This is a genomic window from Paraburkholderia aspalathi (assembly GCF_905220735.1).
GTDB classification, from domain to species: Bacteria; Pseudomonadota; Gammaproteobacteria; order Burkholderiales; family Burkholderiaceae; genus Paraburkholderia; species Paraburkholderia aspalathi.
Map to the genome: position 1 here is coordinate 565,306 of NZ_CAJNBA010000003.1, position 25,301 is coordinate 590,606.

The following is a 25,301-nucleotide window of genomic DNA, read 5'->3' on the forward strand; positions in this document are numbered from 1 at the left end:
CCGATTGACCGGAGTCAAGATGAGCACCCCTGCCTTAGCGCCCCTGGACCGTTCCGAAACCACCTTCCGCTTTCTCGCCGAGCCCAGCTCGGTCAACTTCGGCGGCAAGGTGCATGGCGGCGCGTTGATGAAGTGGATCGATGAGACCGCGTACGCGTGCTCGGCGGTGTGGTCGGGGCGCTACTGCGTGACGGTCAGCGTCGGCAATATCCGTTTTCGCCGGCCGATCCTGGTTGGCAACCTGGTTGAACTGCGCGCGCGGGTCGTGGCGACGGGGCGTACCAGCATGCACATCCACGTCTCGGTGCAGGCGGGCGATCCGAAGGGCGGCGAGCTGCTGCAAACCACGGACTGCCTGGTGGTGATGGTCGCCGTCAACGAGAACGGCCACCCGGTGCCGGTGCCGGCGTTCGTCCCGGAAACGGATGAACAGAAGCGCCTTGCCAGGTACGCGATGGACGTGAAAGACGCGCTCGACGCGATCGTCGAACTAAAGCCGGAAGAAGTGGCGCAGGGGAAGGTTTAAGCGGCGCCTCGGGCGGCATCGGCACGCCTTGCGGAAGACGTGCCGCCGCTTGCCAGAAGCATGCACAACAGGGCGCGCGAACATTGCGTCCGCGCGGCCTGCTATTTGCAATCACGTCAGCGAATCTGCCAGACCGGCCAGGCTCCTGCCGATCCCACCGGCGATCACCCCGCCGAATGCCCGACCATATCCTTCGGCCGCACCCATTCGTCGAACTGCTGCTCGGTGACATAGCCGAGCTTGAGCGCTGACGCCTTCAGCGTCGTACCTTCCTTGTGCGCCTTCTTCGCAATCTGCGCGGCCTTGTCGTAACCGATGTGCGGATTGAGCGCCGTCACCAGCATCAGCGATTCATTGAGCAACGTATCGATGCGCTCGCGATTCGGCTCGATCCCTACTGCACAGTTGTCGTTGAAACTGTGCGCGCCGTCGGCGAGCAAACGGACCGATTGCAGCACGTTGTGCGCAATCATCGGCCGGAACACGTTCAATTCGAAGTTGCCGCTCGCACCGCCGATATTCACCGCGACGTCGTTGCCGAACACTTGCGCGCACAGCATCGTCAAGGCTTCGGATTGAGTCGGATTGACCTTGCCCGGCATGATCGAGCTGCCCGGTTCGTTCTCGGGAATCGACAGTTCGCCGAGGCCGCAACGCGGGCCACTTGCAAGCCAGCGGATGTCGTTGGCGATCTTGTTCAGGCTCGCCGCCACCGTCTTCAACGCGCCGTGCGCGAACACCAGCGCATCGGCCGCGGCCATCACTTCGAATTTGTTCGGCGCGGAGACGAACGGCAAGCCGGTCAGTTTGCCGATCGCGGCCGCCACCTTGTCGGCGAACTGTGGATGCGCGTTCAAACCGGTGCCGACCGCCGTGCCGCCCTGGGCGAGTTCGTACAAATGCGGCAACGCCGATTCCACGTGACGGATGCCATGATCGAGTTGCGCGACGTAGCCCGAAAACTCCTGGCCGAGCGTCAGCGGCGTAGCGTCCTGCAGATGCGTGCGGCCGATCTTGACGATGTCCGCGAAGGCTTTTGCCTTGCCGTCGAGCGTTTCGCGCAGCGTCTTCAGCGCGGGCAGCAGATGCTTGACGATCGCATAGGCGGCGGCCACGTGCATTGCAGTCGGAAACACATCGTTCGACGACTGGCCGCGATTCACATCGTCGTTCGGATGCACCTTGCGCGCTTCGCCGCGCTCGCCGCCGAGCAGCTCGCTCGCGCGATTCGCGATCACCTCGTTGAGGTTCATGTTGGTCTGCGTACCGGACCCGGTTTGCCAGACCGCGAGCGGAAATTCTTCAGGATGCTTGCCGTCGATGATCTCGTCGGCCGCCTGCATGATCGCCTTCGCCTTGTTTTCGTCGAGCACGCCAAGACCCTGGTTGACCTCGGCGGCGGCGCGCTTGATGACCGCCAGCGCAGTGATCAGTTCGGGCGATTGCTTTTCGGACGAAATGCGGAAATTCTGCAGCGAGCGCTGGGTCTGCGCGCCCCATAGACGAGCGTTCGGTACGGCGATTTCACCGAACGTATCGCGCTCCATTCGTACGTCTTCAGCCATGGTTTAACTCCGCTTCTTAAAGTTCTGCGTTGACAGGCAATAAGGAGAATAGACCCGTTAGCGCGTTCCGGTAAAAACCCGCTTGGGGGTCGAAGATATAGGTGCGGCGCGTGCCGTCTTCGACGTCGGTCCAGACGAGCGGCGAGAGGGGCGCGCCGATCGAGCGCAGATAGGCGAGTTGCGCCGCGTCGGCGAGCGTGACGCGGTAGCTGGCTTCGGGCGCAATGGCGCGTTCGAAGATCTGCGCGACCTGTTCGGCGAGTGCCGGGCTGTGGATGACCAGCGTCTGCTCGGTGTTCAGATTGGCTGAGCGCGGATCGAGATTCATCGAGCCGATCACCAGGATCTTGTGATCGATGACATAGGTCTTTGCGTGCAGGCTGGCTCGCGAGCTGGATCCGCCGAAACCGACGCGCCGCTCCCTCTGCTGCGATTTGAATTCATACAATTCCACGCCCTGTTGCAGCAGCGGTACGCGGAAGGGGCTATAGCCGGCCTGCACCGCTACCGCATCGGTCGCGGCGAGCGAGTTGGTCAGCACCGCGATGCGCACGCCACGATGCGTCAGTTCGCCGGCCGCCTTGACGCCGTTCTCGTGCGGTACGAAGTAGGGCGAAATGATCAGAAAATCTTTCTGCGCGTCGTGCATCAGCTCGCCCAGCCGCTGCATCGGTGGGCTGACGTAGTCCGGTGACGGATGTTCGATTTTCTCCGGCAGATCCGCCTTGAATTCGGCCGGCGCCCACGTCAGGCCAAGTTGATCCTGGGCAATCTGCGTGGCGAGCGGCGTAGCGTTCAGCGGTTTCGCGTTGTACGGGTCGGCGTTGGCGCGCCAGTGCTGGCGTAAATCATCGCGCGTCTGGTCGAGTTCCTTCGCATCGAACTTCTGCTTGTTCAAAGCCCGCAGCGGATAGGCGATGCTGCTGTTCCAGTAGTCGTCGAAACTGGCGGAGACGTCGGCGACGACCGGGCCGGCGGCCAGCACGTCGAGGTCTCGGAACTGCAGCGTTTCGCTCGCGCTGAAATATTCGTCGCCGAGATTGCGGCCGCCGACGATAGCCAACTGGTTGTCGGCGATCATCGACTTGTTGTGCATGCGGCGCGTGAAATGGCCGATCTGCGTGAACACGTTCGTCGTGCGTTCGAATACGCCTTCCTGCGCGCTGCCGAACGGATTGAAAACACGGACCTCGATGTTGTCGTGCGAGTTCAGACCCGCCATGGTCTGGTCGATGTCCTTGAAGTTCAGATCGTCGACCAGCATGCGCACTCTCACGCCGTGATCGGCCGCATAGAGCGCTGCGCCGAGCAGCAGCTTGCCGGTGGTGTCCTCGTTGGCGATGTAGTACTGCATGTCGAGGGTTTTCGTCGCCGCGCGTGCGAGCGCAATGCGCATCTGCAAGGCGTCGGTGCCGCTAGCGAGCACCCGGAAACCGGTCTGACCCGGGTGCGCGGCTTCGAGTGGCGCAAGGGCCGTGTGAAGCGGCGTTGTTTCAGTGGCGGGCAGTGCGTGGGTGACCGGACGGTCGAATGCGGTGGCGGGCGGCTTGGTCGCGCAAGCGGTCAGAAATGCCGTTGCGCAACACAGCAGGAAGAAATGTCTCGTCGTCTCCCAGCAGGTCTTCCTGCTGGGCGTGCTGAACGCGCACTTGCGGTGCGATGCGGTCTGATTTTGATTTTGATGCCACGACACGCCGGCTCTCCCTGGGTTGCACGCTTCTCATCGCGGCAGCGCGGATAGCGCGCTTACGCTGTCGAGAAATGCATTCTAAGGGGAATCAGGCGTGCGGGCTTTCGATCTTCCGTGTAGCTACGGGGCGCGTCGCAGGTTCGTGGTTATCCGCGTTCGACGTTCAAGGCGCGCTCGCCATCCGGATGCGTCGATCCTTTCGCGGGACGTCCCGCCCAATACCCCGCGAGCAGCGAACCGGACAGGTTATGCCACACCGAAAACAACGCGCCCGGCAATGCCGCGATCGGTGTGAAATACAGCTTGCCGAGTGTTGCCGCGAGTCCCGAGTTCTGCATACCCACTTCGATAGCGAGCGTGCGGCAGACGGCTTCGTCGAAGCCGAGCAGACGGCCGCCCCAGTAGCCGCCGAGCAAACCGATACCGTTGTGCAGCACCACGCCCAGCATGACCACGAGGCCTACCGACGCGATGCTCTTCTGCGTGCCGCCCACCACCGCGCCGATGATCAGCACGATCGCGACCATCGAGATCAGCGGCAAGATCGGTTCGATCTTGCGCACCGCCTTGTTGAACAACTGGTTGACGATGAGGCCGACCACGATCGGCAGCGCGACGATCTGCAGAATGCTCATCAACATGCCGTGCACGTCGACGGCAATCGATGCATCCACATAAAGACGCGTGAGCAGCGGCGTCGCGAATACGCCGACCAGCGTAGACAACGCGCTGATCGTCACCGATAGCGCCACGTCGCCGCGCGCCAGATAGATCATCACGTTCGACGCCGTGCCGCTTGCCACGCTGCCTACCAGTACCATGCCGGCGGTCAGATCTGGCGGCATGCGCAGTGCCTTGGCGATGACCCATGCGGCGAGCGGCATCACGAGGTAATGCAGCACGATGCCGGCAACGACCGGTGCGGGTCGCGTGAAGACGCGCTGGAAATCGGCCACCGAGAGCGTGACGCCCATGGCCAGCATGATGATCGTCAGGAGTGTGGTGACGTGCGGCGCAACACCGGTGAACGAGGCGGGCGAGAAGTACGCGGCAATCGAAACGAGCACGGCCCAGAGCGGAAATAAACGGGTGACGCGGGCAAGCATGACGGGTGGTCCTTGGTTATGTTTTGTAGCGAGATTCGGCGGTCGGTCGGGTGGCATGGCGCGAGGCGCGGTGCATGCTCGGGGCGCCGCTCGCGAGGAGCGGCGGATGCTGGCGGCGGGTGTCGGGCCGCCAGGCGGCGCGGGCCTTCGTGAGGCGCGCGCGTGGCATCGCGCGGGTGCGCGCGGTTTTGCCAGAGGGCGCATTTTACCGTTCGCGGCGTGTTTGCCGGGAAACGATGGTTGCGGGCGCAACCATCCGCGACATGCCGGGTTAAGGCCGACCGCAGGCTCACCTCAGGTGACTTCAGGTGACTTCAGGTGACTTCAGGCCGAAGGGGCAGGCGGCGTGCCGGGTATAACCGGCACGCGCCGCAAGCTCAGTTTGTGAAAGCGCAGCGTCATGAGTAGCGCGACGCTCGCGAGGCCGGCTGCGAGTCCCCACCACAAACCGCGCGCACCCAGCCCGAAGTGAAATGCCATCACGTAACCGGTCGGAAAGCCGATGACCCAGTAGCCGAACGTCGCGGCGATCATCGGCACGCGCGTGTCCTTCAGACCGCGCAGGCAACCTGAACCGACCGTCTGCATGCCGTCGACGATCTGAAAGATCGCCGCCACGCCGAGCAGCGAACTCGCCAGCGTGACGGTGGCGGCGTTGGCCGGGTCGTCGAGATGCAGGTACAAGCCGACGATCCAGTGCGGCGCGGCGATCAGCACGATGCCCGACAGCGTCATGAAGCCGACGCCGAGCGCGAGCGCGACGAAACCCGCGTGGCGAGCGGCGAGCGGCTGCCCTGCGCCGGACCAGTAGCCGACCCGCACATTGGCTGCCTGACCGATCGCGAGCGGCACCATGAAGGCCACCGAGGCGACGTTCAACGCGATCTGATGCGCGGCCAGTTGCGATTCACCGAGCAGGCCGACCATCAGGCCGGTGGCGAGGAACAGCGTCGATTCGACGCCATAGGTGATCGCGACCGGCCAGCCGATGCCGAACAGCTCGCCCATCAACGGCACGTTCGGCCGCGTCGCGACGACGAAATGCTTATAGCGTGGCCGCAGATGCAACAGGGCCATCAGCACGAGCGCGCTCAGCCAGACGGTGATCGAGGTGGCCGCCGCAGAACCGAGAAAGCCCAGGCGAGGCAGTCCGTAGACGCCGTGAATCAGCCCGTAGTTGAGAAAGCCGTTGACGAACACACTGATGAGCGACACCCACAGGAGCCGCTTGGCCGCGCCAATGGCCGGCAGGAACGAGCGCATCAGGCCGACGCCGATCAGACTGCCGAGCGAACCCCAGCGCAGCACCGCTGCGTATTCGCCGACGTTGTGCGCGAGCAGCGCGGGTTCGCCGAAGGCCAGCAGGATCGGCGTGGCGAACGACAGCAGGAAGAACGCGGGCACCGACAGCAGCACCGACAGCACAAAGCCGGTCCAGTAGATATGCGGCACGCGGCCTTCGTCCTGCGCGCCGCGCGCATGCGACACGCTGACGCTGACGGAGGTAAGCACGCCCTGCAGCAGCGTCACCACAACGAAGAACAGATTGGCGCCGAGGCCGCCGGCGGCGAGCGCGTCGGGGCCGAGCGAGCCGAGCAGGATCGTGTCGGTGACGCCCATCGCCATTTGCGAAAGTTGCGCGATGGCGAGCGGCGCGGCGAGCCGGGCGGTGTCGGCGGCGTGGCGGGTCAGGGTCGGCGGCCGGGCGGCCACCCGGGTGAAGCCGGATTGAGTCATGGAGCGCTTGGAAGCGGAAGGGGCGACAGCGTGGCGGAGGGCGCAGCCCGGCCGATTCGCGGGGCGTGCGTGCTGCCGGTGAGGCAGCGATGCGGCGAAATGCGCGGGCTCACCGGAGCGTAGGGCGGCTGTCAGCCGATTGTTTGTCTGTCGAAACTGACAGCTTATTGCTTAGGCGCGGGGATGTCGATGGAATGGGCACGATTTTGGTGCGCGCGGTCCCCCGAGTTTTCGGACTCGGCGCGTCAGGCCTCGTGCACCGCGATGCGCGTATCGCCCAGCAGCACGACCTGGCCCGCGCGGATTTTGCAGGTTTTACGCGTTTCGACCCGGCCGTCGACGGTCACCGCGCCGTCCGCGACCATCATTTTTGCCGACCCGCCGCTGTCCGCAAGCCCCGTTATCTTCAGGAGATTGTGCAGTTCGACGTAGTCGCCGGTCAGTGTGAAATCAAGGTTGGGCATGGCGTTTGCGCCTTCAAGCAAAGGGTTCGCATCATAAGCCACAAGCTTGCCCTAATGAATAGTCGGCGTGTAGTCCGTGTACTGCCGGAGCGTTTTCGGGCGATTGCAAGCAGATGTTATGTAGTTGTCAGAAAATGAAACGTTCCGTAACACCGGTCGTCTATTACGAACTTCACTCGTAAAGTGCGGGTCTGTAGGAAAGCTTGCTGGATTTTTCCCGGCAACGAATAGACCGGGCGAGGTGCGCATGGCATGAAGCACACGTCAATGTGCCGCACCGGATACGGCGCCCGCGTCACAACAACCTTAGAGAGGATTTAGCCATGACTCAGATTCGTACGCTCCTGATCGGTACCGCCCTGACTGCTTTTGCTGCCACCGCGGCGTTCGCGCAGACCGCGCAACCGGCCGCCGGTATGAACGGCCAGGCACAGGTCCAAACCCAAGGCGCCGACGTCGCGCCCGCAGCGCCGGCCGCGCAGGGTGTGCAGCCGGTGACGCCGGCGCCGACGCGTCTGACGGCATCGGGCTCGACCGATCCGCTGGTCCAGAAGCGCGACGCCAACGCGCAGGCTAACGCCGAATACAAGGCGTCGAAGAAGGCGTCCAAGGCGGAGTTGGCGCAACAGCAAAAGGCTGCCAAGTCGCAGTACAAGCAGCAGGTGCGCGACGCCAAAATCAACCAGAAGGCTGACAAGCAAACAGCCAACAACGAAATGAAGATGAACATGCAAGGCCAGGCGTCCGATCAGGACAACGGCGCCGACGTGAAGCACTAAGCCAGAGTTGTTCTGATGAACCACAAGGCGCGGCGACAAGCTTAGCCGCTGCCTCAATCAGCCTTGCCGCGGGGCGTCGTCAACGTCTTGCTGTGTCTTGGCAATGAAATGGCCCGGAGCGCGTATGCGTCCGGGCCATTTCTTTTGGGATGCGGTACGGAAAAAAGGGTCGCTTGTCTCCGATACTTGTATGGATATACAGTATGCGTCGCCGCGTCAATTCCACCTCAGGCCCGAATCCACTGTGCTCTCCGTCGCTGAATCTTCGCCTCCGTCTGCTTCCGGTACAGATAACGATACCGCCGCCTGGCTGGCAAAGCTCAACGACGCGCAACGCGAAGCCGTCGAATATGGCGCAGACAGCCCTAACGCGCCGCCGGGCGCGCTGCTGGTGATCGCGGGGGCCGGCTCCGGCAAGACCAACACACTGGCGCACCGGGTCGCCAATCTGGTGGTGAAGGGCGCCGATCCGCGCCGTATTCTGCTGTTGACCTTCTCACGCCGCGCCGCGCTCGAAATGACCCGCCGTGTCACGCGCATCGCCGGAGCGGCGCTCGGTACGCGGGCTGCGCTGGCGCAAGGGCTGACCTGGTCCGGGACCTTCCACAGCGTCGGCGCGCGGCTTTTGCGCGAATACGCCGACCTGATCGGCCTCGCGCCCGCCTTTACGATCAACGACCGCGAGGATTCCGCCGACCTGATGAATCTCGTGCGCCACGAGCTCGGTTTGTCGGCGAAAGAGCGGCGCTTTCCGGCTAAAGGCACCTGCTTTGCGATTTACTCGCGCGTGGTGAACACCGGCGCGTCGCTTGCCGACGTGCTCAACAGCGCCTTTCCCTGGTGCCGCGAGTGGGAAGCCGATCTGCGTATGCTGTTCGCCGCGTACGTCGAAGCCAAGCAGAAGCAGAGCGTGCTCGATTACGACGATTTGCTGCTCTACTGGTCGCATATGGCCGCGGAGCCGGCGATCGCGGCCGGTCTGTCGGCGCGCTTCGATCACGTGCTGGTCGACGAGTATCAGGACACCAACCGCCTGCAGGCGTCGATCCTGCTCGCGCTGAAACCCGACGGCCGCGGCCTGACCGTGGTCGGCGACGACGCCCAGTCGATCTATTCGTTTCGCGGCGCGACCGTGCGCAATATTCTCGACTTCCCGGCGCACTTCAATCCGCCCGCGAGGCAGATCACGCTTGAGCGCAATTACCGCTCAACCGGGCCGATTCTGGCGGCGTCGAACGCGGTGATCGAGCTCGCCAGCGAGCGCTATACGAAGAATCTGTGGACCGACAAAGCGTCGGCGCAGCGCCCGCGTCTGGTGACGGTTGCCGACGAAGCGGATCAGGCGCGCTATATCGTCGAACAGGTGCTCGAAGCGCGCGAGCAGGGCATGAAGCTCAAGTCACAGGCGGTGCTGTTTCGCGCCGCGCATCACAGCGCCGCGCTCGAAATCGAACTGACCCGGCGCAACATTCCGTTCGTGAAGTTCGGCGGCCTGAAGTTTCTCGATTCGGTGCACGTCAAGGATGTGCTCGCTGTGCTGCGCTGGGCGGAGAATCCGCGCGACCGTGTTGCGGGTTTTCGCGTCGTGCAATTGCTGCCGGGCATTGGTCCTGCCACCGCTGCGAAGGTGTTGGACGAGGTTGTGGCGCGGGCGCGTGACGGCGATCCGGCCGATTTCACCCACAGCGCCGGTGGCGCGCTGGCCGCCTTTGCTCCGCCCGCTCGCGCGCAGGAGGACTGGCATCCGTTCGTCAAGCTGATGTCGAGCGTGTACGGGAGGCAGACGCCGTGGCCGGGCGAGTTCGAAATGGTGCGGCGCTGGTACGAGCCGCATCTCGAGCGCAACCATGAGGACGCAGCGATCCGTCATGCGGACGTGCTGCAGATGGAAAGCATCGCGGGCACCTATGCGTCGCGCGAACGCTTCCTGACCGAGCTGACGCTCGATCCGCCCGACGCCACCAGTGACGAATCGGGCGTGCCTTTGATCGACGAGGACTACCTGATTCTCTCCACGATCCATTCGGCGAAAGGTCAGGAGTGGCGCAACGTGTTCGTGCTGAATGGCGTCGACGGTTGCATTCCGTCCGATCTCGGCACGGGCAGCGAAGAGGAAATCGACGAGGAACGCCGCCTGTTATACGTAGCGATGACGCGCGCGAAGGAAGACCTGCATATCGTCGTGCCGCAGCGCTTTTACGTGCACAACCAGACGCATATGGGTGACCGTCATGTGTGGGCGTCGCGCACGCGCTTCATTCCGGCGCATCTGATGCCTTTGTTCGACGCCTACGCCTGGCCGCGCGTGCCCGTGCCGAGCGCGCCGACAGCGGCGGGACTGGCCGCGGCGGCGCAGGCGAAGATCGAGATCGGCGCGAAGCTCAGAAAGATGTGGGACTGAACCTGCTTTTACCGCGACTGCCGTTGTTGCTGTTGCGGCGCCGGACGCGGCGGCACAAAGAAATTGCGTAGCCAGGCGGCGAGGCGTGAGAACACGTCATACGGTTCTTCGACGAAGATTTCCGGCTTCAGCAGACGCAGATATTCCATGATCTGCTGCGCTTCCTGTTTCTGGAACGAGCCGTGCGAAATGCCGAGGCGCAGGAGTCCGCGCAGTTCGCCGAGCTTTTCGCGCGCCGTGCTACCCACGCTCGTTTCGCACGCCACTTTCGCTTCGTAGACGCGCTGACGCAGCGATTCCACCAGACGCCAGGCCGGCGTCTGCATGACTTCCTCGAGCGCCTGAATGTCCTGCGCGGCGCTCTTGATCTGCGCCGCGAGCGGATCGATCAGCACTGCGTCGCCTTCCGCTTCCTTGACGATGGCCGCCGCCCAGTCGCGGCACTGCTTGGTGAGCTCTTCCGGCGTCCATTCCGAGCGGGCCGCAAAGCCGAAACCGAATTCTCCCGCCTGCCTCATCAGAATCGCGACGACGTCCGGGAATTCCTTGTCCAGTGTGCGTTTTGCCCATGCGTACTGGCCACCCTGCAACATCCGCTGAACCGCGTGTTCGGTTAGCGGCACCATGTTGTCGAGCAGCTTAGCGCGCAAAAAATCCTCAAACGACGGCGTCGCGAACTGCGGATCGAGCTTCAGCGAAACCCGCAGAAAAGCGTCGAAGTCCTTGCGCAGCGTCGCAATGGTCTCGTCTTTGAGCGTGAGGGTGATTTGACCCATGTGTTATCCCGTTTGGTCCTGCCGCGCTGCATTGTCATGTCGGCGGTTCGCGCACTAACCCCGTGAGACGCGACGCCCGTGCTGGCGCGGTTGAATCCTGCCTGTTGCCGCGTAACCAGCGGGACGTATCCCGATGAGCGGACCTCGACTTCATATCGGCGGATTCAGGGAAAACTTAAGGGTGTGGGGGGCGTTGGCGACGGCTTTAGAGGGATGCGTCGCCTGCGAGGGTGGCGCGCGGCGGGCAGCGCCCTGTGGCGAGGCCGCCGCGCTTGGCGTCTATGGGCAACGTGGGCGCCGTTTGCACGGGATGTCGGCCTCGAGCAGTGCTATGAGCTGCGCCTATTTAAGCACAACGCCTTGCCAGACAAAAAAGACTGCCAGGCCGACCGCGATAGTTAGGAGCGGTCGCCGCGTCAGCGCGCTGACGACGATGGCGGCCAGCGCCCCGACCAGTTGCGGATTGCGCCAGGTCAGTTCGGCGTCGGCACCGTGCGGCGAGACCGCCATCGGGACGATGATCGCCGTCAGTACGGTAACGGGCACGAAGCCGAGCGCGGTGCGCACGAGCGGCGGAAACACCAGCCGGTCGCCGAGCACGAAGACCGCGGCGCGGATCACCCACGTAATGGCGGCCATGCCGAGGATCAGAACGACGTAGTTCATCGCGATGCCTCCATGGTTTCCTTCGAGGTTTTCCTCGGGGTGTCCCGGCGGGGGCCCTGTGGGCTTTCACGCGACGCTGCTCGCGAGGATTCGGGATTGCCCCGCGCGCCTCGCCCAAAGCGCGGCGCCGACAGCAGGACACCGATGGCGACGCCCGCGAACACGGCGCCGAGCAGGCCGAGCTTGTACGGCCACGCCTGCCAGAAGAAAGCCAGCGTGCCCGCGGTCGCGGCCGCCGCGATATAGCGCACTGCAACGAGCTGCGGCACGACGATCGCGATGAACGTGGCGACCATCGCGAAATCGAGCCCGAGCGACTGCAGGCCCGGAAAGGCCGCGCCGAACAGCAGGCCGGCGACGGTCCAGAGCTGCCAGTTCAGGTACATGGCCAGACCCGCGCCAAAGAAGTAGTGCGGGCCGACCGTGCCGGGCTCCCGATGCCGGTAATGCTCCCACGCGACCGCGAAGACTTCGTCGGTGAGCAGCGCGCCGAGCGCCCAGCGCCAGCGAGAGGGCAGGTGCGCTACGTGTGGCGCGAGCGTCGCGCTATACAGCACGTGACGCAGGTTGACGACGAGCGTGGTCGCCCAGATCACCGCAAAACTCGCGTGGCCGGCGATCAGGCCCAGCGCGATGAATTGCGCCGAACCGGCGAACACGACGAGCGACATCAACTGTCCGTGCCATAGATGCAACGGGCCGGATGCGACCAGGGTGCCGAAGATCACGCCGAAGGGCGCTGCGCCGACCATCATCGGGATGATGTCGCGCGCGCCGGCGGTGAATTCTTTTAAGTGGCCTGCGCTTGAGGGCTGGCCTAGGTTGGAATGGGTCAATCTTGCCTCCTTGATTCGGGAAGCATAGCGACTGGTGGCAGACGGGGCTTGTACGTTCTTGCGGTGGTCTTGCGGTAGATGGGGGCGAAGCGTGCGTCAGTTGCCTTGCCAGCGCCCCGGCGGCACGCCGAACATGCGGCGGAAATGGCGCGTGAAATGGCTTTGATCCGTGAAACCGCTCGCCGCGGCGACATCCGTTACGGAAACGCCCGCTCGCAATGGCGCGAGCGCGCGCTGCAAGCGCACCTGGTTGCGCCATGCGTGGGGCGGCAATCCGGTGGTCTGCGTGAAAAGGCGCGCGGCGTGGAAGGGCGAGAGTCCTGCTGCCCGTGCGACCTCGGCTAACGTGACAGCTTCGGCGAGGTCGCCGGTCAGGCGCTCCTGCATTGTCGCGACGCGGGCGTCGTCGGCGGCGAGGCGCCACGCTTCCGGCTGCGTTTGCGCGTAGCGGACCAGCAAGGTGGATAGCGCGTCGAGCATCGCGGCCTCGGCGGCGAGCGGATCGTCGCCGGCCTCCAGCAGGCAGTGAGCGCGTGCCAGACGCTGCGCCAGATCGGGATCGCGGATGACGCCCGGCGCGAACCACGGCAATGCTTGCGGCTTGCCGGCAACGTCGTTGGCAAGCTCGTGAATGAAATCCACCGGCGCATACATCACGCGATAGCGCCAGCCCGCCTCGACAGCCTTGGAGCCCGTGTGCAATTCGCCGGGATTGATGATCGGCACGCTGCCTGCTTCGGCGACATAGTCCGAGCCGAGATACCGATAGCCCTCGGCGCCGGCGACGATCACGGGAATCGTGTACGCATCGTGCCAATGCGGCGAGAACTCGTGATCGTGATATTCCGCCGTGAGCAGATCCGCGCCGGGCAAAAGCGGCGTGCGCCAGTAGCGGGCGGAATCCTGGAAACGATGGGCGGTCATGGTGAAAGTCTGGCGATCCTTCGGTCCGGCATGACCGGTCAGTGTAGCGCGCCGCGGCCGTTGCGGTCACGCATGCGTGTACGTTCTTGCGTAGTGAGCGTGGCCGCGGGGCGGCGATTACTTGACAGGAATCGTCGTGCCGGCCGGCATCGGCACGGCGCTCACGCTGTTTTTCGCGCTGCCGCTGACTACACGATCGCTGTACGTCATGTACACCAGCGTGTTGCGCTTCGCGTCGACCACTCGCACCACATGCAGCGATTTGAAAATCAGCGACATGCTGACCGAGAACACATCGGATTGCTGCTTCACGGGGCCGGTGAAATGAATCGCTCCCACTTGCCGGCAAGCGATCGATGCTTCGGTCGGATCTTCGGCGATGCCGAGCGTGCCCTTGACGCCGCCCGTGCGTGCCCGCGAGACATAGCAGGTCACGCCCTGGACGAGCGGATCGTCATAAGCCTCGACGACCACGCGGTCGGAGCCGGTAATGCGGAAGTTGGTATTGACGCTGGCGACTTCTTCGCTGTGAACGAGTGGGATGGAAAGGGCTGTGGCGGCTGCAAGCGCAAGGCGCATCACGGTGGGTTTCATGGGAGGGCCGGGAATGAGTGCTTGGGTTGGGCGCGAGAGATCCGCGCCGATAAAGCACCATCGTATAACGGTGTGGCCGCCAGAGGGTCAGTGCAAATGCGCCAGGTCATGCGCTATCTTCCGGCCGGAGCCGACCACGTCGCCCCTCGATTCAAGCCACCGGATCCGGCATTGAAATAGGGCAGACCAAAAGGCCAGACCAAAACAAAAAGGCCCGCACGAATGCGGGCCTTTCAAATTTTTGGCTCCTCGACCTGGGCTCGAACCAGGGACCTACGGATTAACAGTCCGGCGCTCTACCGACTGAGCTATCGAGGAACAGCAGTACAACTTGATCTACATAAAAAAGCCCGTATTGGTTAACGGGCTTTTGCAATTCTTGGCTCCTCGACCTGGGCTCGAACCAGGGACCTACGGATTAACAGTCCGGCGCTCTACCGACTGAGCTATCGAGGAACAGAACAACAAACAGCAGAGAAGCGAAATTGTAGGAGGTGACTAGGCGCCTGTCAATACCCTGCATTCATCTCGATTTGGTCCGAATGCAACGGCAGGGGCGGGCGCGGCGCCGCTCAGCGTACGAGCAGGGCCAGCTTTTCCTTCACGTCCTTGAATTCGTCGGCTTCCGGCAGCGGCGCTTTGGTCTTGGTGATGCTCGGCCAGTTCTTCGCGAGATCGGCATTCAGCTCGGTGAAGTGCTGCTGGTCGCCCGGCACGTCTTCTTCGGCATAAATGGCGTTCACCGGGCATTCGGCCACGCACACGGCGCAGTCGATGCATTCATCGGGGTCGATCGCGAGGAAGTTGGGACCTTCGCGAAAGCAGTCCACCGGGCACACATCGACGCAGTCGGTATAGCGGCACTTGATGCAGCTTTCGGTCACAACGTGAGTCATTCAGGCAGCTCCTGCATGCGGAATCAGGGGAGGCGAAACGCCAAAAGCGCTATTGTAACGTAACGTCAAGAGCCGCATGCAGCATCGGGCAACGGCTTTTATACGTTTTTGTGATTAGTTTATGGCGTCCGGCGAGCGCCGCCCGCCGACGCGCTGAATCCGGATGCATTCGGGTAACATGCGTCAGGTTGGCGCGCACGGGGCGCGCCGCACGCGCATGGGTTGACGCGGTTGGTCGAGCCAAGCCTTCCGTTTTTCCTGCAGTCCAGTTCGCACCATCATGATTATTACTTCGCTGCTCGACACCGATCTGTACAAGTTCACGATGATGCAAGTGGTGTTGCATCACTTTCCCGCGGCGAATGTCGAGTACCGGTTTCGCTGCCGCACGCCGAATGTCGACCTCGTGCCGTATATCAGCGAGATTCGCGACGAAGTGCGCAAACTCTGCGATCTGCGCTTCACCGACGACGAGCTCGACTACCTGCGGCGCATGCGCTTCATCAAGGGCGACTTCATCGAGTTTCTCGCCCTGTTCCATTTGAACGAGAAATACATTTCGATTTCCCCCTCGCCGAAGGGCAATGGTGAAATCGACATCGAGATCAAGGGGCCGTGGCTGCACACGATCCTGTTCGAGATCCCGATGCTCGCGATCGTCAACGAAGTCTACTTCCGTAACACCCAGCAGAAGCCTGACTACAGTGAAGGGCGCGGCCGTCTCGTCGAGAAGATCAAGCTGCTCGGCGCGCGCCCGGAATTCGCCGACTGCAAGATTGCCGACTACGGCACGCGCCGCCGCTTCTCGAAGCAATGGCACGAAGAAGTGATTCTCACGCTGAAAGACGGCCTCGGCGAACAATTCGCCGGCACTAGCAATGTCTTTTACGCGATGAAGCACAGCCTCACGCCGCTCGGCACGATGGCGCATGAATACCTGCAGGCGTGTCAGGCGCTCGGTCCGCGGCTGCGCGATTCGCAGATCTTCGGCTTCGAGATGTGGGCGAAGGAGTATCGCGGCGACCTGGGTATCGCACTGTCGGACGTGTACGGCATGGAAGCCTTCCTGCGCGACTTCGACATGTACTTCTGCAAGCTGTTCGACGGCGCGCGCCACGATTCCGGCGACCCGTTCGACTGGGGCGAGCGCTTGCTCAAGCACTACGAGGCGAACCGCTGCGACCCGCGCACGAAGATCCTCGTGTTCTCCGACGCACTCGACATTCCGAAGGTGCTGCAACTGTACGAGCGTTTCCGCGGCCGCTGCAAGCTGGCATTCGGCGTAGGAACGAATCTGACAAACGACCTGGGCTACAACCCCTTGCAGATCGTCATCAAGATGGTTCGCTGCAACGGTCAGCCGGTGGCGAAACTGTCGGATTCGCCGGGCAAGAACATGTGCGACGACAAGGCCTATCTCGCGTATCTGCGTCAGGTGTTCGGCATTGCGCAACCCGAGGAAGACGCGGCGAAGTAAGGTGGCGTCTGCGCGGCGCGTGTGTCGATGTCTTGTGCCGATATTTTGTTGGGATCTCGCAGAGATCGTGCTCGCCGCGTGGCCGATACGCTGCCTTAGGCCGTTCGGCCAGGGTGTTCCCGCGCAGGGTGGCCGGTATAATTCCCGCCATATCGCACGGCTGTCGACACGAGGATTTCGCATATGGACACATCGATTGCCCGCCGCAACATCCTGGCGCGCATCCGCGCGGCACAAGGGCGCGAGCCTGAGCCCTCCGCTGCCGAGCGCGAGGCGGCTGCGGATTATCTGGCGCGCCATCCCGAGGGGCCGCGTCCGGAGATGCCGGCCGATCTGACTACGCGCTTCATCGAAGAAGCGCAGAGAATGGCCACCACGGTCGACACGGTCGACTCGCTGGGAGACGTGCCTTCCGCCGCGCATCGCTACCTCACTGAACACGCTTTGCCGCTGCAAGCGATCGCATGGCAAACCCTGCAAGATCTTCAATGGGCCGAAGCCGGCCTTCACGTCGAATTCCGCAAACCTGAAGACGGCGACGTGGTCGGTCTCACTGGCTGCTTCTGCGCGACTGCGGAGACGGGCACGCTTGTTCTGTTGTCCGGACCGGAAACCTACGCATCGGCAGGCTTGCTGCCGGAAACGCATATTGCAATCGTGCCGGCTTCGCGCATCGTCTCAGGACATGAAGAGGCGTTTGGGCTGATCCGCAGCGAACGCGGTGAACTTCCGCGCGCGGTCAATTTTGTCTCCGGGCCGTCGCGCACCGGCGATATCGAACAGACTATCGTGCTTGGCGCACATGGGCCGTATCGGGTGCATGTGATCGTCGTGCGTGGCGCTTGAGCGTGGCGAGCGGCCAGGCCTTCGGCCGCGCACCGTCACTCGCGCAAATAAGGACTTCAAGAATATGAAACGACATGCCGTGTGGGCGAGCATGACGCTCGCTGCTGCTCTGACGTTGGCCGGGTGGCCTCAACTAGCATCGGCGGCTACGCTTGACGGCGCGACGCTGTCGGCGATGTGGGGCCTGCCGTTTGCGGGCGTGCTGTTGTCGATCGCGGTGTTTCCGTTGGTCGCACCGGCATTCTGGCATCACCATTTCGGCAAGATCGCGGCAGCGTGGGCACTGCTCTTCCTGGTGCCGTTTGCGCTTACCTTCGGCACGGGCGTCGCATTCGGAACCTTGGTGCACGCGGTGCTCGAAGAATACATTCCGTTCATCGTGTTGCTGACGGCGCTTTATACGGTCGCGGGCGGCATCTGCGTGCGCGGCAATCTGCATGGCACGCCGCGCCTGAATACTGCAATTCTCGCGCTCGGCACGCTATTGGCCAGCATCATGGGCACGACGGGTGCGGCGATGCTGCTGATCCGCCCATTGCTGCGCGCTAACGACAATCGCAAGCACGTCGTTCATGTGGTGGTGTTCTTCATCTTTCTGGTCGCGAATGCGGGCGGCTCGTTGTCGCCGCTCGGCGATCCCCCGCTCTTCCTCGGCTTCCTGCAAGGCGTCAGTTTCTTCTGGACCACCACGCATCTGGCGGTGCCGATGCTGTTTGTCTGCGTCGTGCTGCTGGCCGCGTTCTATGCGTTGGATTCGTACTATTTTCATCGGCGTGAAGAAGAGCGTTCGCGCTTTCTCGATCCGACGCCGGATTCGCCGCCGCTAGGCGTCGACGGCAAGATCAACTTCGTGCTGCTCGCTGCCGTGATTGCGCTGGTGCTGATGAGCGGACTCTGGAAGTCAGACATCGTGTTCGACGTTTTCGGTACGCACGTCGCGTTGCAAAATGCCGTGCGCGACGTCGCGCTGATCGGCGTCACCTTGCTCTCGCTGGCGTTGACGCCGCGCGCGGCACGCGCCGGCAATGACTTCAACTGGGCACCGATCGAAGAGGTCGCCAAACTGTTTGCGGGCATCTTCGTGACGATCGCGCCGGTCATCACAATCCTGCGCGCCGGCGAGGCGGGCGCGTTCGCCGGCATCGTCCATCTGGTCAACCCGTCCGGCCAGCCCCACGACCTGATGTATTTTTGGGCGACTGGCCTGCTATCGTCGTTTCTCGACAATGCGCCGACCTATCTGGTGTTCTTCAACCTGGCTGGCGGCGACGCGCAGACACTGATGACCACTGGCGCCACGACGCTCGCGGCGATCTCGGCCGGCGCGGTGTTCATGGGCGCCAACACGTATATCGGCAATGCACCGAACTTCATGGTGAAAGCGATCGCGGAGTCGCGCGGCGTTCGCATGCCGAGCTTTTTCGCGTATCTCGGCTGGTCGGTTGTGGTGCTGGTACCGCTGTTTCTCGTCACCGGCTGGCTGTTTTTTTGACGCATGATTTCACGCCTATTCTGACGCCGAGGTAGTTGGACTCGACGCGCTATCCGGAGAATTGCAATGCAGAAGATCCTCGTCGCCCGTCCGATCTTTCCCGATGTGATCGAACGGCTCAAACAGTATTTCGATGTCGACTGGCACCAGGGTGAAGTCTTGCCCGCAGATGAGTTGACGCGCCGTCTCGCGGATAAAGACGGCGCGCTGACCGCGGGCGATCCGGTCGGCGCGGCGACGCTCGCCGCGGCGCCGCGTCTGCGTGTGGTGTCGAACATGGCGGTGGGCTACAACAACTTCGACATGGCTGCGTTCAACGCGGCGAACGTGCTCGGCACCAACACGCCGGACGTGCTGAACGAATCGACCGCCGATTTCGGCTGGGCGCTGATGATGGCCGCGGCGCGCCGCATCGCCGAATCGGAGCACTGGCTGCGCGCGGGCAAATGGCAGAAGTGGACCTATGACGGTTTTCTCGGCACCGACCTGTACGGTTCGACACTCGGCGTGATCGGCATGGGCCGGATCGGACAGGCGCTGGCGCGTCGCGCCAAGGGTTTCAACATGCAGGTGATTTATCACAACCGTTCGCGTGTCGCGCCGGAGATCGAGGCGGAGTTGAACGCGCAATACGCGTCCAAACAGGACCTGCTGCAGCGCGCCGATCACGTGGTGCTCGTCTTGCCGTACACGAAGGAAAACCACCATACGATCGGCGCAGCCGAATTCGCGCAGATGAAGCCGACCGCAACGCTCACCAACATCGCACGCGGCGGCATCGTCGACGATGCCGCGCTGGTCGAAGCGCTCCGCACGAAACAGATTGCCGCAGCGGGCCTGGATGTTTACGAAGGCGAGCCGCGTCTGAATCCGGATCTGCTGACGGTGCCGAATGTCGTACTGACACCGCATATCGCCAGCGCGACCGAAGCAACGCGCCGCGCCATGGCGAACCTCGCCGCGGACAATCTAATCGCGGCACTGGGCGAAGGTCCACGTGCAGGCCGGCCGCCGAATCCGATCAACCCCGAGGTCATCGGCAAGGCGCGTTCATGACAATGATTCTGGTGGCGGCCGTTGCCGTGCTGGCGGTCGCCTTGGTCATCGCGTTGGCGTTGCTGATGCGCGGTAGTCGCACTGACGGAAGCGAGCAGTTCGAGATTCTCAGCGAACGTATCGATACGGCGGCGGATGCGCAGTCGCATGCTTATGAGCGGCTTGAGCGGCAACTGCGCAACGACATCACGGAAACGGCGCGCGTCTCGCGCACCGAGCAGAGCAGTGGGTTCGCGCACTTCCAGCAAACGCTGGCATCGCAATTCAGCAGTATGACGACGGTGCAGGGCGGCAAGATCGATGGCTTCGCGCAGCAACTCGACGCCGTGCGTCACAGCTTGCAGCAGCAGGCGCAGCAGGCACGCGATGAGCAGGGGCGCACGCTCAAGCAGTTCGGCGACACGCTGACCCTGCAACTGGGCCAGCTCACCGAGTCGAACGATCGCCGCTTCGCCGAAGTGCGTGCGACCATCGAGCAGCGCCTGAAAGACATCGAGGCGAACAACTCGACCAAGCTCGACGAGATGCGTCGCACCGTCGACGAAAAATTGCACGCCACGCTCGAACAACGCCTGGGCGAATCGTTCAAGCTGGTGTCCGACCGGCTGGAGCAGGTGCATCGCGGTTTGGGTGAAATGCAGACGCTGGCTGCGGGTGTCGGCGATCTGAAGAAAGTGCTCACTAACGTCAAAACGCGCGGCACGTGGGGCGAAGTGCAGCTCGAAGCATTGCTCGAACAACTGCTCACGGCGGATCAATACGCAAAGAACGTCGCGACGATACCGAAGAGCGCCGATCGCGTCGAATTCGCGATCAAACTGCCGGGCCGTGCGGAGGTGGGTGGTCCAGCTACGCCGGTCTGGCTGCCGATCGACGCCAAGTTCCCGCGCGAAGACTACGAGCGGCTGATCGAGGCCCAGGAGCGTGCCGATCCGGTTGCGGTGGAGGAGGCGTCGCGCGCGCTCGAAGCGCGGATTCGCGCCGAGGCACGCACGATTGCAGAGAAGTACGTGTCGCCGCCGCACACCACTGATTTCGCGCTGCTATTTCTGCCGACCGAAGGTCTGTACGCAGAAGTCCTGCGTCGGCCGGGCCTGACGGACCTGCTGCAGCGCGACTATCGCGTGACGATTGCCGGCCCGACCACGCTGACCGCCTTGCTCAATAGCCTGCAAATGGGGTTCCGCACGCTGGCGATCGAGAAGCGGTCGAGCGAAGTGTGGCAAGTGCTCGGCGCGGTGAAAACGGAGTTCGGGAAATTCGGTGACGTGCTGGCCAAGACCAAGGCGCAGCTTGAAACCGTCACGCGTTCGATCGAAGCCGCGGAAACGCGCACCCGCGTCATGAACCGCAAGCTGCGTGACGTCGAGGCGTTGCCGGGTGAAGAGGCGAGCGGGTTGCTCGGCGATGCGCTAACGGGTGTGGATCCCGACGAGCAGTAGAGTCTGACGGTTGGCTCGAACCTAAACTCAGGAAGCGGCTGCGGCGGCCAACTGTTCCAGCGCGTCGCCCGTCAGACGCACGACGCGCCAATCCGGCATCACTGTCGCGCCCAATTTTTCGTAGAAGCTAATGGCCTGCTTGTTCCAGTCGAGTACGGTCCATTCAAAGCGTCCGCATTGCCGCTCGACTGCCAGTGCCGCCAGCCTCGCGAGCATCGCGGCGCCTAGCCCGCTACCGCGCTGACCCGGTTGCACGTAGACATCTTCGAGATATAGTCCGCGCTTGCCGGCGAAGCTCGAGTAATTGTGGAAGAACAGCGCATAGCCGACGATGCGTCCTTCGTTTTCCGCCACCAGTGCTTCGATCGAGGGCCGCGCGCCGAACAGGGCGTCGCGCAATCCGTCTTCGGTCGCGACGAATACGTGCGTGAGGCTCTCGAATTCGGCCAGTTCGTACGTCAGCGCGAAGATAGCGCCCGTATCCGCAGGCGTCGCGGCGCGGATCGTGGCGGGCATTACGCTTCTTCCGGCGCGTCGGTCAGTTGGATTTCGATACCGCCAAAGCGCGACGCCACCCAGTTGTAGGCGTGGCACGCAATCCACAGCAGGATGAAGCCGAGAATCGCGTTCAGCAGCAGCGCACTGAACACGGTGCTCAGTTCGACCGAGCCATAGCGGATGAACGCCACCAGCACGCCGAGCAGCACGATCGGCACCGAGAATGTCAGGTACACGAGGATAAGCGCTTTGGCCGTCTGTCCCGGTGCAATGAACGAGATCTGTTTTTTCATGTAAGTCAAACCCGTGTGTCGTAGTGGTAATGGGTAAAGCGTGCAAATGAGGCTGAAAGCGCGGCCGCAAAACGCCGCCGCGAAAGCGTTCAGTCAGGCGTCAGATCAGGCCGTCGAACAACATGATATCGACGTGCTCGCCCTCGCCAATATCGGCTTCATCGTGCCCGAGAACGATGAAACAATTTGCTTCGCTCATCGAACTCAGCACGCCGGAGCTTTGAGAGCCGGTCGGCGTGACATGCCATTGGCCGTGCGCATCTTGCCCGGCGACACCGCGTTGGTATTCGGTGCGGCCGGCGCGCTTGCGGATGGCCTGGCGGCTGGCGGCGCGCAAGACCGGCAGCGGCTGCGGCGTAGCGCCGGACATCAGCAGCAGCGCTTCGCGCACGATCTGGTAGAACGTCACCATCACGGCCACGGGATTGCCCGGCAAGCCGAAGAATAACGCGGGTAGCCCGAGACCCGGATGCGCGCCGGACCAGACGCGGCCAAAAGCGAGCGGCCGGCCTGGACGCATTGCGAGGCTCCAGAAGGCGACGTCGCCGAACGTCTGCAGCAATTGCTTGGTGAAATCCGCTTCGCCCACCGAGACGCCGCCCGAAGTCAACACCACGTCGGCGCTGGCTGCGGCGCTGCGCAATGCAGCCTCGAGCGCCGCGGGTTCATCGCGCACCACGCCGAGATCGAGCGTATCCATGTTCAGGCGCCGAAGCATCGCAAACAGCGTGTAGCGGTTGCTGTCGTACACCGAACCCGGGTCGAGCGGCTCGCCCAGCGAGCGCAATTCGTCGCCGGTTGAGAAAAACGCGACGCGCAGGCGCCGCCGCACGTTGACTTCGCCGATGCCAAGCGAAGCCAGCAAGCCGAGGTCCGACGCGCGCATGATGCGGCCGGCGCGTAGCGCGGCATGGCCGCGGGCGAGGTCTTCGCCGGCGAGGCGCCGGTTGGCGCCGGCTCGCAAGGCGTTGGCCGCAAAACGGATCGAGGTGGAATCGGCGCTGCGCTCGACAAGCTCCTGCGGCACGACGGTGTCGCAGTCGGCCGGCATGCAGGCGCCCGTCATGACGCGTACGCATTGCGTCGTGTCGACGTGGCCCGGGAACGGGTGACCCGCCAGCGCTTTGCCGGCGATCGTCAAATCGACGGTGGATTCACTCGTTGCCAATGCCGCGCTGTTGAACGCGTAGCCGTCCATGGCCGAATTGTCGTGCGACGGGACGTCGATCGGCGAAACGATATCGGCTGCGAGCACGCGGCCGAGCGCATCGCGCAAGGGCACGCGTTCGACCGCCGTGACGGGCGTGGCCCACTGACGGACGATCGCCTGGGCGGCCGAAACAGGTAGCGCATGAGGATCGTACTGCGCGACGCAGCTGGAAAATTCGTTAAGCGTGGTCATGAAGGGCTGGACGTCGCGATCGGCGGCGGAAGCGGCTGTTGCCGTGCGGCCGGAGCGGGATTTCAACCGGGGCCTCAGCAACGCTCGAGGTCGGCGAGTTCTTGTAACGAATTGATATTGTAAAACGCGCGCTCGTCGGTAAAGGCGACTTCGACCGTCTTGTGGCGCGCGTACCACGCGCGAACCTTACGCTCGCCGGCGTCGAGAAAGGCCGCCAGGTCGTCGGCGAGACTCGTGCGCAGCAACGCGAACACGGGATGAAGCGAGACGTGGCCTTCGGCGTTCGTGGTCGTGACGGTAGCGATGTCGGCCTGATGCGAGCTCAGTGCCTGCGTGAGATGGGCGGCGAGATCGGCGGGCAGCCCGGGCGTGTCGCAGGGCGCGCTTAGCACGTAGGCAGTGCCGGCCGCGCGCAGACCGGCGAGCAGGCCCGCCAGCGGTCCGGGGAAGCCGGGTAGGGTATCCGCAAGCACCTTGGCGCCGAACGGCGCGCCCAGCGCCGTATAGACCTCAGGGTGACGATTGGCGCTGATCAGGAGGGCGCCGGTTTGCGGTGCGAGCCGCTTCAGCACGTGAGCGGCGAGCGGCTCGCCGTGCAGCGTTTGCAGACCCTTATCGACGCCGCCCATACGCATGCCGCGTCCGCCCGCGAGGACCAGACCGGTGATGTGTTCGCGAGCCGGGTTCATGGGCGCGGCCGGTTTAGCCGCCGATGTACGACATTTCCACGCGGCGGGCGTCCTGCGCGCGCAGTGAGGCTGCATTGCTGCCACGCAGTTGCGAATAACGGTCGCTGCGGCCTTGCCAGATTTCGGCGACGGCCGTGGCGATGGCGGCGTCGCTCGCGCCGCTGCGGAGCAACCCACGCAGATCGTGACCGGACGAGGCGAACAGGCATAGGTACAGCTTGCCCTCGGTCGACAGACGCGCTCGCGTACAACTGCCGCAAAACGCGCGCGTCACGCTCGAAATCACGCCGATTTCGCCACCGCCATCCACGTAACCCCAGCGCTGGGCGGTTTCGGCTGCGCTGTGCGCTTCGAGCGGCATGAGCGGGAAATGCTCGGCGATGCGCGTCACGACGTCGGCGGAAGGCAGCACCTCGGTCATGTTCCAGCCGTTCGACGTGCCCACGTCCATGTATTCGATAAAGCGCAGCACCGCGCCTGAGCCTTTGAAATGCCGCGCCATCGGCACGATTTCGCCGTCGTTGGTGCCACGTTTGACGACCATGTTGACTTTCACCGGCGCGAGTCCCACCGCTTGCGCCGCGGCGATCCCGTCCAGCACGTCGGCGACCGCGAAGTCGGCGTCGTTCATGCGGCGAAACAGAGTGTCGTCGAGCGCGTCGAGACTCACCGTCACGCGGGTCAGGCCGGCGTCTTTCAGGCTGCGCGCCTTGCGCTCCAACAGCGAGCCGTTGGTGGTCAACGTCAGATCGAGCGGGCGGCCTTCCGGCGTGGTGAGTTGCGCGAGCCGTTCGATCAGGAATTCCAGATTTTTGCGCAGCAGCGGCTCGCCACCCGTAAGACGGATTTTCTCGACGCCGTGCGCGACGAAGAGCCGCGCCAGCCGTTCGATTTCTTCGAAGCTGAGCAGTGCGCTATGCGGCAGGAAGGCGTAATCCTTGTCGAACACCGCGCGCGGCATGCAGTAGACACAGCGGAAATTGCAGCGATCCGTCACCGAGATGCGCAGATCGCGCAGCGGGCGCGCCAGCGTGTCGTGCAGCGCGCCGCTGGGCGCCTGCACGGGGCCGGTAATGACCGGCACCGCGCTGAGATCGGCAACAGGGATGATGCGTCGGGACATGAATTGCTTCGCTTGATGCTTCG

At 63.5% G+C, this 25,301-nt stretch carries 23 protein-coding genes, 2 tRNA genes and 1 pseudogene; 8 read left to right on the plus strand and 18 right to left on the minus strand.

All coding sequences use genetic code 11. From position 1 onward, the window contains the following. Window positions 1-19 precede the first annotated feature (19 nt). Entirely contained in the window at window positions 20-526 is a 507-nt protein-coding gene (locus tag KHO30_RS21455) for an acyl-CoA thioesterase (protein WP_093640561.1), read from the plus strand. Between the two features lie 164 nt (window positions 527-690). Here KHO30_RS21455 and fumC read toward each other — a convergent pair whose 3' ends face one another. From fumC to KHO30_RS21480, 5 genes are all read right to left on the minus strand, one after another. After that, window positions 691-2,091, minus strand: coding sequence for a class II fumarate hydratase (gene fumC, locus KHO30_RS21460; protein ID WP_093640558.1), 1,401 nt, complete (start codon window positions 2,089-2,091; stop codon window positions 691-693). Window positions 2,092-2,107: 16 nt separating this feature from the next. After that, on the minus strand, window positions 2,108-3,784 hold the full coding sequence (locus tag KHO30_RS21465; RefSeq protein WP_211702222.1) for a phospholipase D family protein: 1,677 nt from the start codon (window positions 3,782-3,784) through the stop codon (window positions 2,108-2,110). Window positions 3,785-3,927: 143 nt separating this feature from the next. Beyond that, window positions 3,928-4,887 (minus strand): ketopantoate/pantoate/pantothenate transporter PanS, encoded by a 960-nt coding sequence (panS, locus tag KHO30_RS21470; protein WP_211702223.1) that lies wholly within the window; start codon window positions 4,885-4,887, stop codon window positions 3,928-3,930. Window positions 4,888-5,211: 324 nt separating this feature from the next. After that, window positions 5,212-6,624 carry an MATE family efflux transporter gene (locus KHO30_RS21475; protein ID WP_200653482.1) on the minus strand — a complete coding sequence of 471 codons (1,413 nt, stop codon included), beginning with the start codon at window positions 6,622-6,624 and terminating at the stop codon, window positions 5,212-5,214. 245 nt (window positions 6,625-6,869) lie between these two features. Beyond that, window positions 6,870-7,088 (minus strand): RNA-binding S4 domain-containing protein, encoded by a 219-nt coding sequence (locus tag KHO30_RS21480; RefSeq protein ID WP_011489423.1) that lies wholly within the window; start codon window positions 7,086-7,088, stop codon window positions 6,870-6,872. Between the two features lie 323 nt (window positions 7,089-7,411). Between KHO30_RS21480 and KHO30_RS21485 the strand changes: the two genes are divergently transcribed. Continuing rightward, window positions 7,412-7,867: a hypothetical protein gene (locus KHO30_RS21485; protein ID WP_175051051.1), complete on the plus strand. Its 456-nt coding sequence runs from the start codon at window positions 7,412-7,414 to the stop codon at window positions 7,865-7,867. A 190-nt stretch (window positions 7,868-8,057) separates the two neighbouring features. Continuing rightward, window positions 8,058-10,268: an ATP-dependent helicase gene (locus KHO30_RS21490; protein ID WP_211702226.1), complete on the plus strand. Its 2,211-nt coding sequence runs from the start codon at window positions 8,058-8,060 to the stop codon at window positions 10,266-10,268. An 8-nt stretch (window positions 10,269-10,276) separates the two neighbouring features. Here the strand turns inward: KHO30_RS21490 and KHO30_RS21495 are convergent, their stop codons facing one another. The 8 genes and pseudogenes from KHO30_RS21495 to fdxA form a co-directional block, all read right to left on the minus strand. Beyond that, window positions 10,277-11,044, minus strand: a complete 768-nt coding sequence (locus KHO30_RS21495; RefSeq protein WP_093640544.1) for a DUF4088 family protein — start codon at window positions 11,042-11,044, stop codon at window positions 10,277-10,279. A gap of 342 nt (window positions 11,045-11,386) precedes the next feature. Next, complete coding sequence (locus KHO30_RS21500; protein WP_200618359.1) at window positions 11,387-11,710, minus strand: AzlD domain-containing protein; 324 nt, start codon at window positions 11,708-11,710, stop codon at window positions 11,387-11,389. An 80-nt stretch (window positions 11,711-11,790) separates the two neighbouring features. Beyond that, window positions 11,791-12,546, minus strand: a pseudogene (locus tag KHO30_RS21505) (AzlC family ABC transporter permease); the annotation flags it as partial. Window positions 12,547-12,642: 96 nt separating this feature from the next. After that, window positions 12,643-13,470, minus strand: coding sequence for an AraC family transcriptional regulator (locus KHO30_RS21510; RefSeq protein WP_093640538.1), 828 nt, complete (start codon window positions 13,468-13,470; stop codon window positions 12,643-12,645). A gap of 117 nt (window positions 13,471-13,587) precedes the next feature. Then, window positions 13,588-14,064 carry a CreA family protein gene (locus tag KHO30_RS21515; RefSeq protein WP_093640536.1) on the minus strand — a complete coding sequence of 159 codons (477 nt, stop codon included), beginning with the start codon at window positions 14,062-14,064 and terminating at the stop codon, window positions 13,588-13,590. 242 nt (window positions 14,065-14,306) lie between these two features. Next, window positions 14,307-14,382: transfer RNA gene (locus KHO30_RS21520), tRNA-Asn, on the minus strand. Window positions 14,383-14,444: 62 nt separating this feature from the next. Further along, window positions 14,445-14,520: transfer RNA gene (locus KHO30_RS21525), tRNA-Asn, on the minus strand. Between the two features lie 116 nt (window positions 14,521-14,636). Beyond that, on the minus strand, window positions 14,637-14,960 hold the full coding sequence (gene fdxA / locus KHO30_RS21530; RefSeq protein WP_054036179.1) for a ferredoxin FdxA: 324 nt from the start codon (window positions 14,958-14,960) through the stop codon (window positions 14,637-14,639). A gap of 280 nt (window positions 14,961-15,240) precedes the next feature. Between fdxA and pncB the strand changes: the two genes are divergently transcribed. The 5 genes from pncB to KHO30_RS21555 all read left to right on the plus strand — a co-directional run bounded on the left by pncB (window position 15,241) and on the right by KHO30_RS21555 (window position 21,273). Further along, a complete protein-coding gene (gene pncB, locus KHO30_RS21535) occupies window positions 15,241-16,437 on the plus strand; it encodes a nicotinate phosphoribosyltransferase (RefSeq protein ID WP_093640533.1) in 1,197 nt (398 codons plus the stop codon). A gap of 183 nt (window positions 16,438-16,620) precedes the next feature. Then, a complete protein-coding gene (locus KHO30_RS21540) occupies window positions 16,621-17,283 on the plus strand; it encodes a LutC/YkgG family protein (RefSeq protein WP_093640530.1) in 663 nt (220 codons plus the stop codon). 64 nt (window positions 17,284-17,347) lie between these two features. Beyond that, a complete protein-coding gene (locus KHO30_RS21545; protein ID WP_211702228.1) occupies window positions 17,348-18,775 on the plus strand; it encodes a sodium:proton antiporter in 1,428 nt (475 codons plus the stop codon). A 66-nt stretch (window positions 18,776-18,841) separates the two neighbouring features. Beyond that, entirely contained in the window at window positions 18,842-19,831 is a 990-nt protein-coding gene (locus tag KHO30_RS21550; RefSeq protein WP_093640524.1) for a 2-hydroxyacid dehydrogenase, read from the plus strand. Then, the gene (locus KHO30_RS21555; protein WP_093640521.1) at window positions 19,828-21,273 is read left to right on the plus strand and encodes a DNA recombination protein RmuC; all 1,446 of its coding nucleotides are present in this window, start codon (window positions 19,828-19,830) and stop codon (window positions 21,271-21,273) included. The genes KHO30_RS21550 and KHO30_RS21555 overlap by 4 nt, the downstream gene beginning before the upstream one ends. A 27-nt stretch (window positions 21,274-21,300) precedes the next feature. Here the strand turns inward: KHO30_RS21555 and KHO30_RS21560 are convergent, their stop codons facing one another. From KHO30_RS21560 to moaA, 5 genes are all read right to left on the minus strand, one after another. Then, a complete protein-coding gene (locus KHO30_RS21560; RefSeq protein WP_175051062.1) occupies window positions 21,301-21,789 on the minus strand; it encodes a GNAT family N-acetyltransferase in 489 nt (162 codons plus the stop codon). Continuing rightward, the gene (locus KHO30_RS21565) at window positions 21,789-22,064 is read right to left on the minus strand and encodes a hypothetical protein (protein WP_054036190.1); all 276 of its coding nucleotides are present in this window, start codon (window positions 22,062-22,064) and stop codon (window positions 21,789-21,791) included. Before KHO30_RS21565 ends, KHO30_RS21560 begins: the two co-directional genes overlap by 1 nt. A gap of 100 nt (window positions 22,065-22,164) precedes the next feature. Then, window positions 22,165-23,466: a molybdopterin molybdotransferase MoeA gene (gene moeA, locus KHO30_RS21570; RefSeq protein WP_211702230.1), complete on the minus strand. Its 1,302-nt coding sequence runs from the start codon at window positions 23,464-23,466 to the stop codon at window positions 22,165-22,167. A 74-nt stretch (window positions 23,467-23,540) separates the two neighbouring features. Further along, the gene (mobA, locus tag KHO30_RS21575) at window positions 23,541-24,155 is read right to left on the minus strand and encodes a molybdenum cofactor guanylyltransferase MobA (RefSeq protein WP_211702233.1); all 615 of its coding nucleotides are present in this window, start codon (window positions 24,153-24,155) and stop codon (window positions 23,541-23,543) included. A 13-nt stretch (window positions 24,156-24,168) separates the two neighbouring features. Continuing rightward, entirely contained in the window at window positions 24,169-25,278 is a 1,110-nt protein-coding gene (gene moaA / locus KHO30_RS21580; RefSeq protein WP_211702236.1) for a GTP 3',8-cyclase MoaA, read from the minus strand. Between the last annotated feature and the right edge of the window lie 23 nt (window positions 25,279-25,301).

What these genes read in the sequence shown, in the direction of transcription:
- KHO30_RS21455 (WP_093640561.1), top strand. Translation starts at nt 20, where the DNA reads ATGAGCACCCCTGCCTTAGCGCCCCTGGACCGTTCCGAAACCACCTTC.
- fumC (WP_093640558.1), bottom strand. Translation starts at nt 2,091, where the DNA reads ATGGCTGAAGACGTACGAATGGAGCGCGATACGTTCGGTGAAATCGCC.
- panS (WP_211702223.1), bottom strand. Translation starts at nt 4,887, where the DNA reads ATGCTTGCCCGCGTCACCCGTTTATTTCCGCTCTGGGCCGTGCTCGTT.
- KHO30_RS21475 (WP_200653482.1), bottom strand. Translation starts at nt 6,624, where the DNA reads ATGACTCAATCCGGCTTCACCCGGGTGGCCGCCCGGCCGCCGACCCTG.
- KHO30_RS21480 (WP_011489423.1), bottom strand. Translation starts at nt 7,088, where the DNA reads ATGCCCAACCTTGATTTCACACTGACCGGCGACTACGTCGAACTGCAC.
- KHO30_RS21485 (WP_175051051.1), top strand. Translation starts at nt 7,412, where the DNA reads ATGACTCAGATTCGTACGCTCCTGATCGGTACCGCCCTGACTGCTTTT.
- KHO30_RS21490 (WP_211702226.1), top strand. Translation starts at nt 8,058, where the DNA reads ATGGATATACAGTATGCGTCGCCGCGTCAATTCCACCTCAGGCCCGAA.
- KHO30_RS21495 (WP_093640544.1), bottom strand. Translation starts at nt 11,044, where the DNA reads ATGGGTCAAATCACCCTCACGCTCAAAGACGAGACCATTGCGACGCTG.
- KHO30_RS21500 (WP_200618359.1), bottom strand. Translation starts at nt 11,710, where the DNA reads ATGAACTACGTCGTTCTGATCCTCGGCATGGCCGCCATTACGTGGGTG.
- KHO30_RS21510 (WP_093640538.1), bottom strand. Translation starts at nt 13,470, where the DNA reads ATGACCGCCCATCGTTTCCAGGATTCCGCCCGCTACTGGCGCACGCCG.
- KHO30_RS21515 (WP_093640536.1), bottom strand. Translation starts at nt 14,064, where the DNA reads ATGAAACCCACCGTGATGCGCCTTGCGCTTGCAGCCGCCACAGCCCTT.
- fdxA (WP_054036179.1), bottom strand. Translation starts at nt 14,960, where the DNA reads ATGACTCACGTTGTGACCGAAAGCTGCATCAAGTGCCGCTATACCGAC.
- pncB (WP_093640533.1), top strand. Translation starts at nt 15,241, where the DNA reads ATGATTATTACTTCGCTGCTCGACACCGATCTGTACAAGTTCACGATG.
- KHO30_RS21540 (WP_093640530.1), top strand. Translation starts at nt 16,621, where the DNA reads ATGGACACATCGATTGCCCGCCGCAACATCCTGGCGCGCATCCGCGCG.
- KHO30_RS21545 (WP_211702228.1), top strand. Translation starts at nt 17,348, where the DNA reads ATGAAACGACATGCCGTGTGGGCGAGCATGACGCTCGCTGCTGCTCTG.
- KHO30_RS21550 (WP_093640524.1), top strand. Translation starts at nt 18,842, where the DNA reads ATGCAGAAGATCCTCGTCGCCCGTCCGATCTTTCCCGATGTGATCGAA.
- KHO30_RS21555 (WP_093640521.1), top strand. Translation starts at nt 19,828, where the DNA reads ATGACAATGATTCTGGTGGCGGCCGTTGCCGTGCTGGCGGTCGCCTTG.
- KHO30_RS21560 (WP_175051062.1), bottom strand. Translation starts at nt 21,789, where the DNA reads ATGCCCGCCACGATCCGCGCCGCGACGCCTGCGGATACGGGCGCTATC.
- KHO30_RS21565 (WP_054036190.1), bottom strand. Translation starts at nt 22,064, where the DNA reads ATGAAAAAACAGATCTCGTTCATTGCACCGGGACAGACGGCCAAAGCG.
- moeA (WP_211702230.1), bottom strand. Translation starts at nt 23,466, where the DNA reads ATGACCACGCTTAACGAATTTTCCAGCTGCGTCGCGCAGTACGATCCT.
- mobA (WP_211702233.1), bottom strand. Translation starts at nt 24,155, where the DNA reads ATGAACCCGGCTCGCGAACACATCACCGGTCTGGTCCTCGCGGGCGGA.
- moaA (WP_211702236.1), bottom strand. Translation starts at nt 25,278, where the DNA reads ATGTCCCGACGCATCATCCCTGTTGCCGATCTCAGCGCGGTGCCGGTC.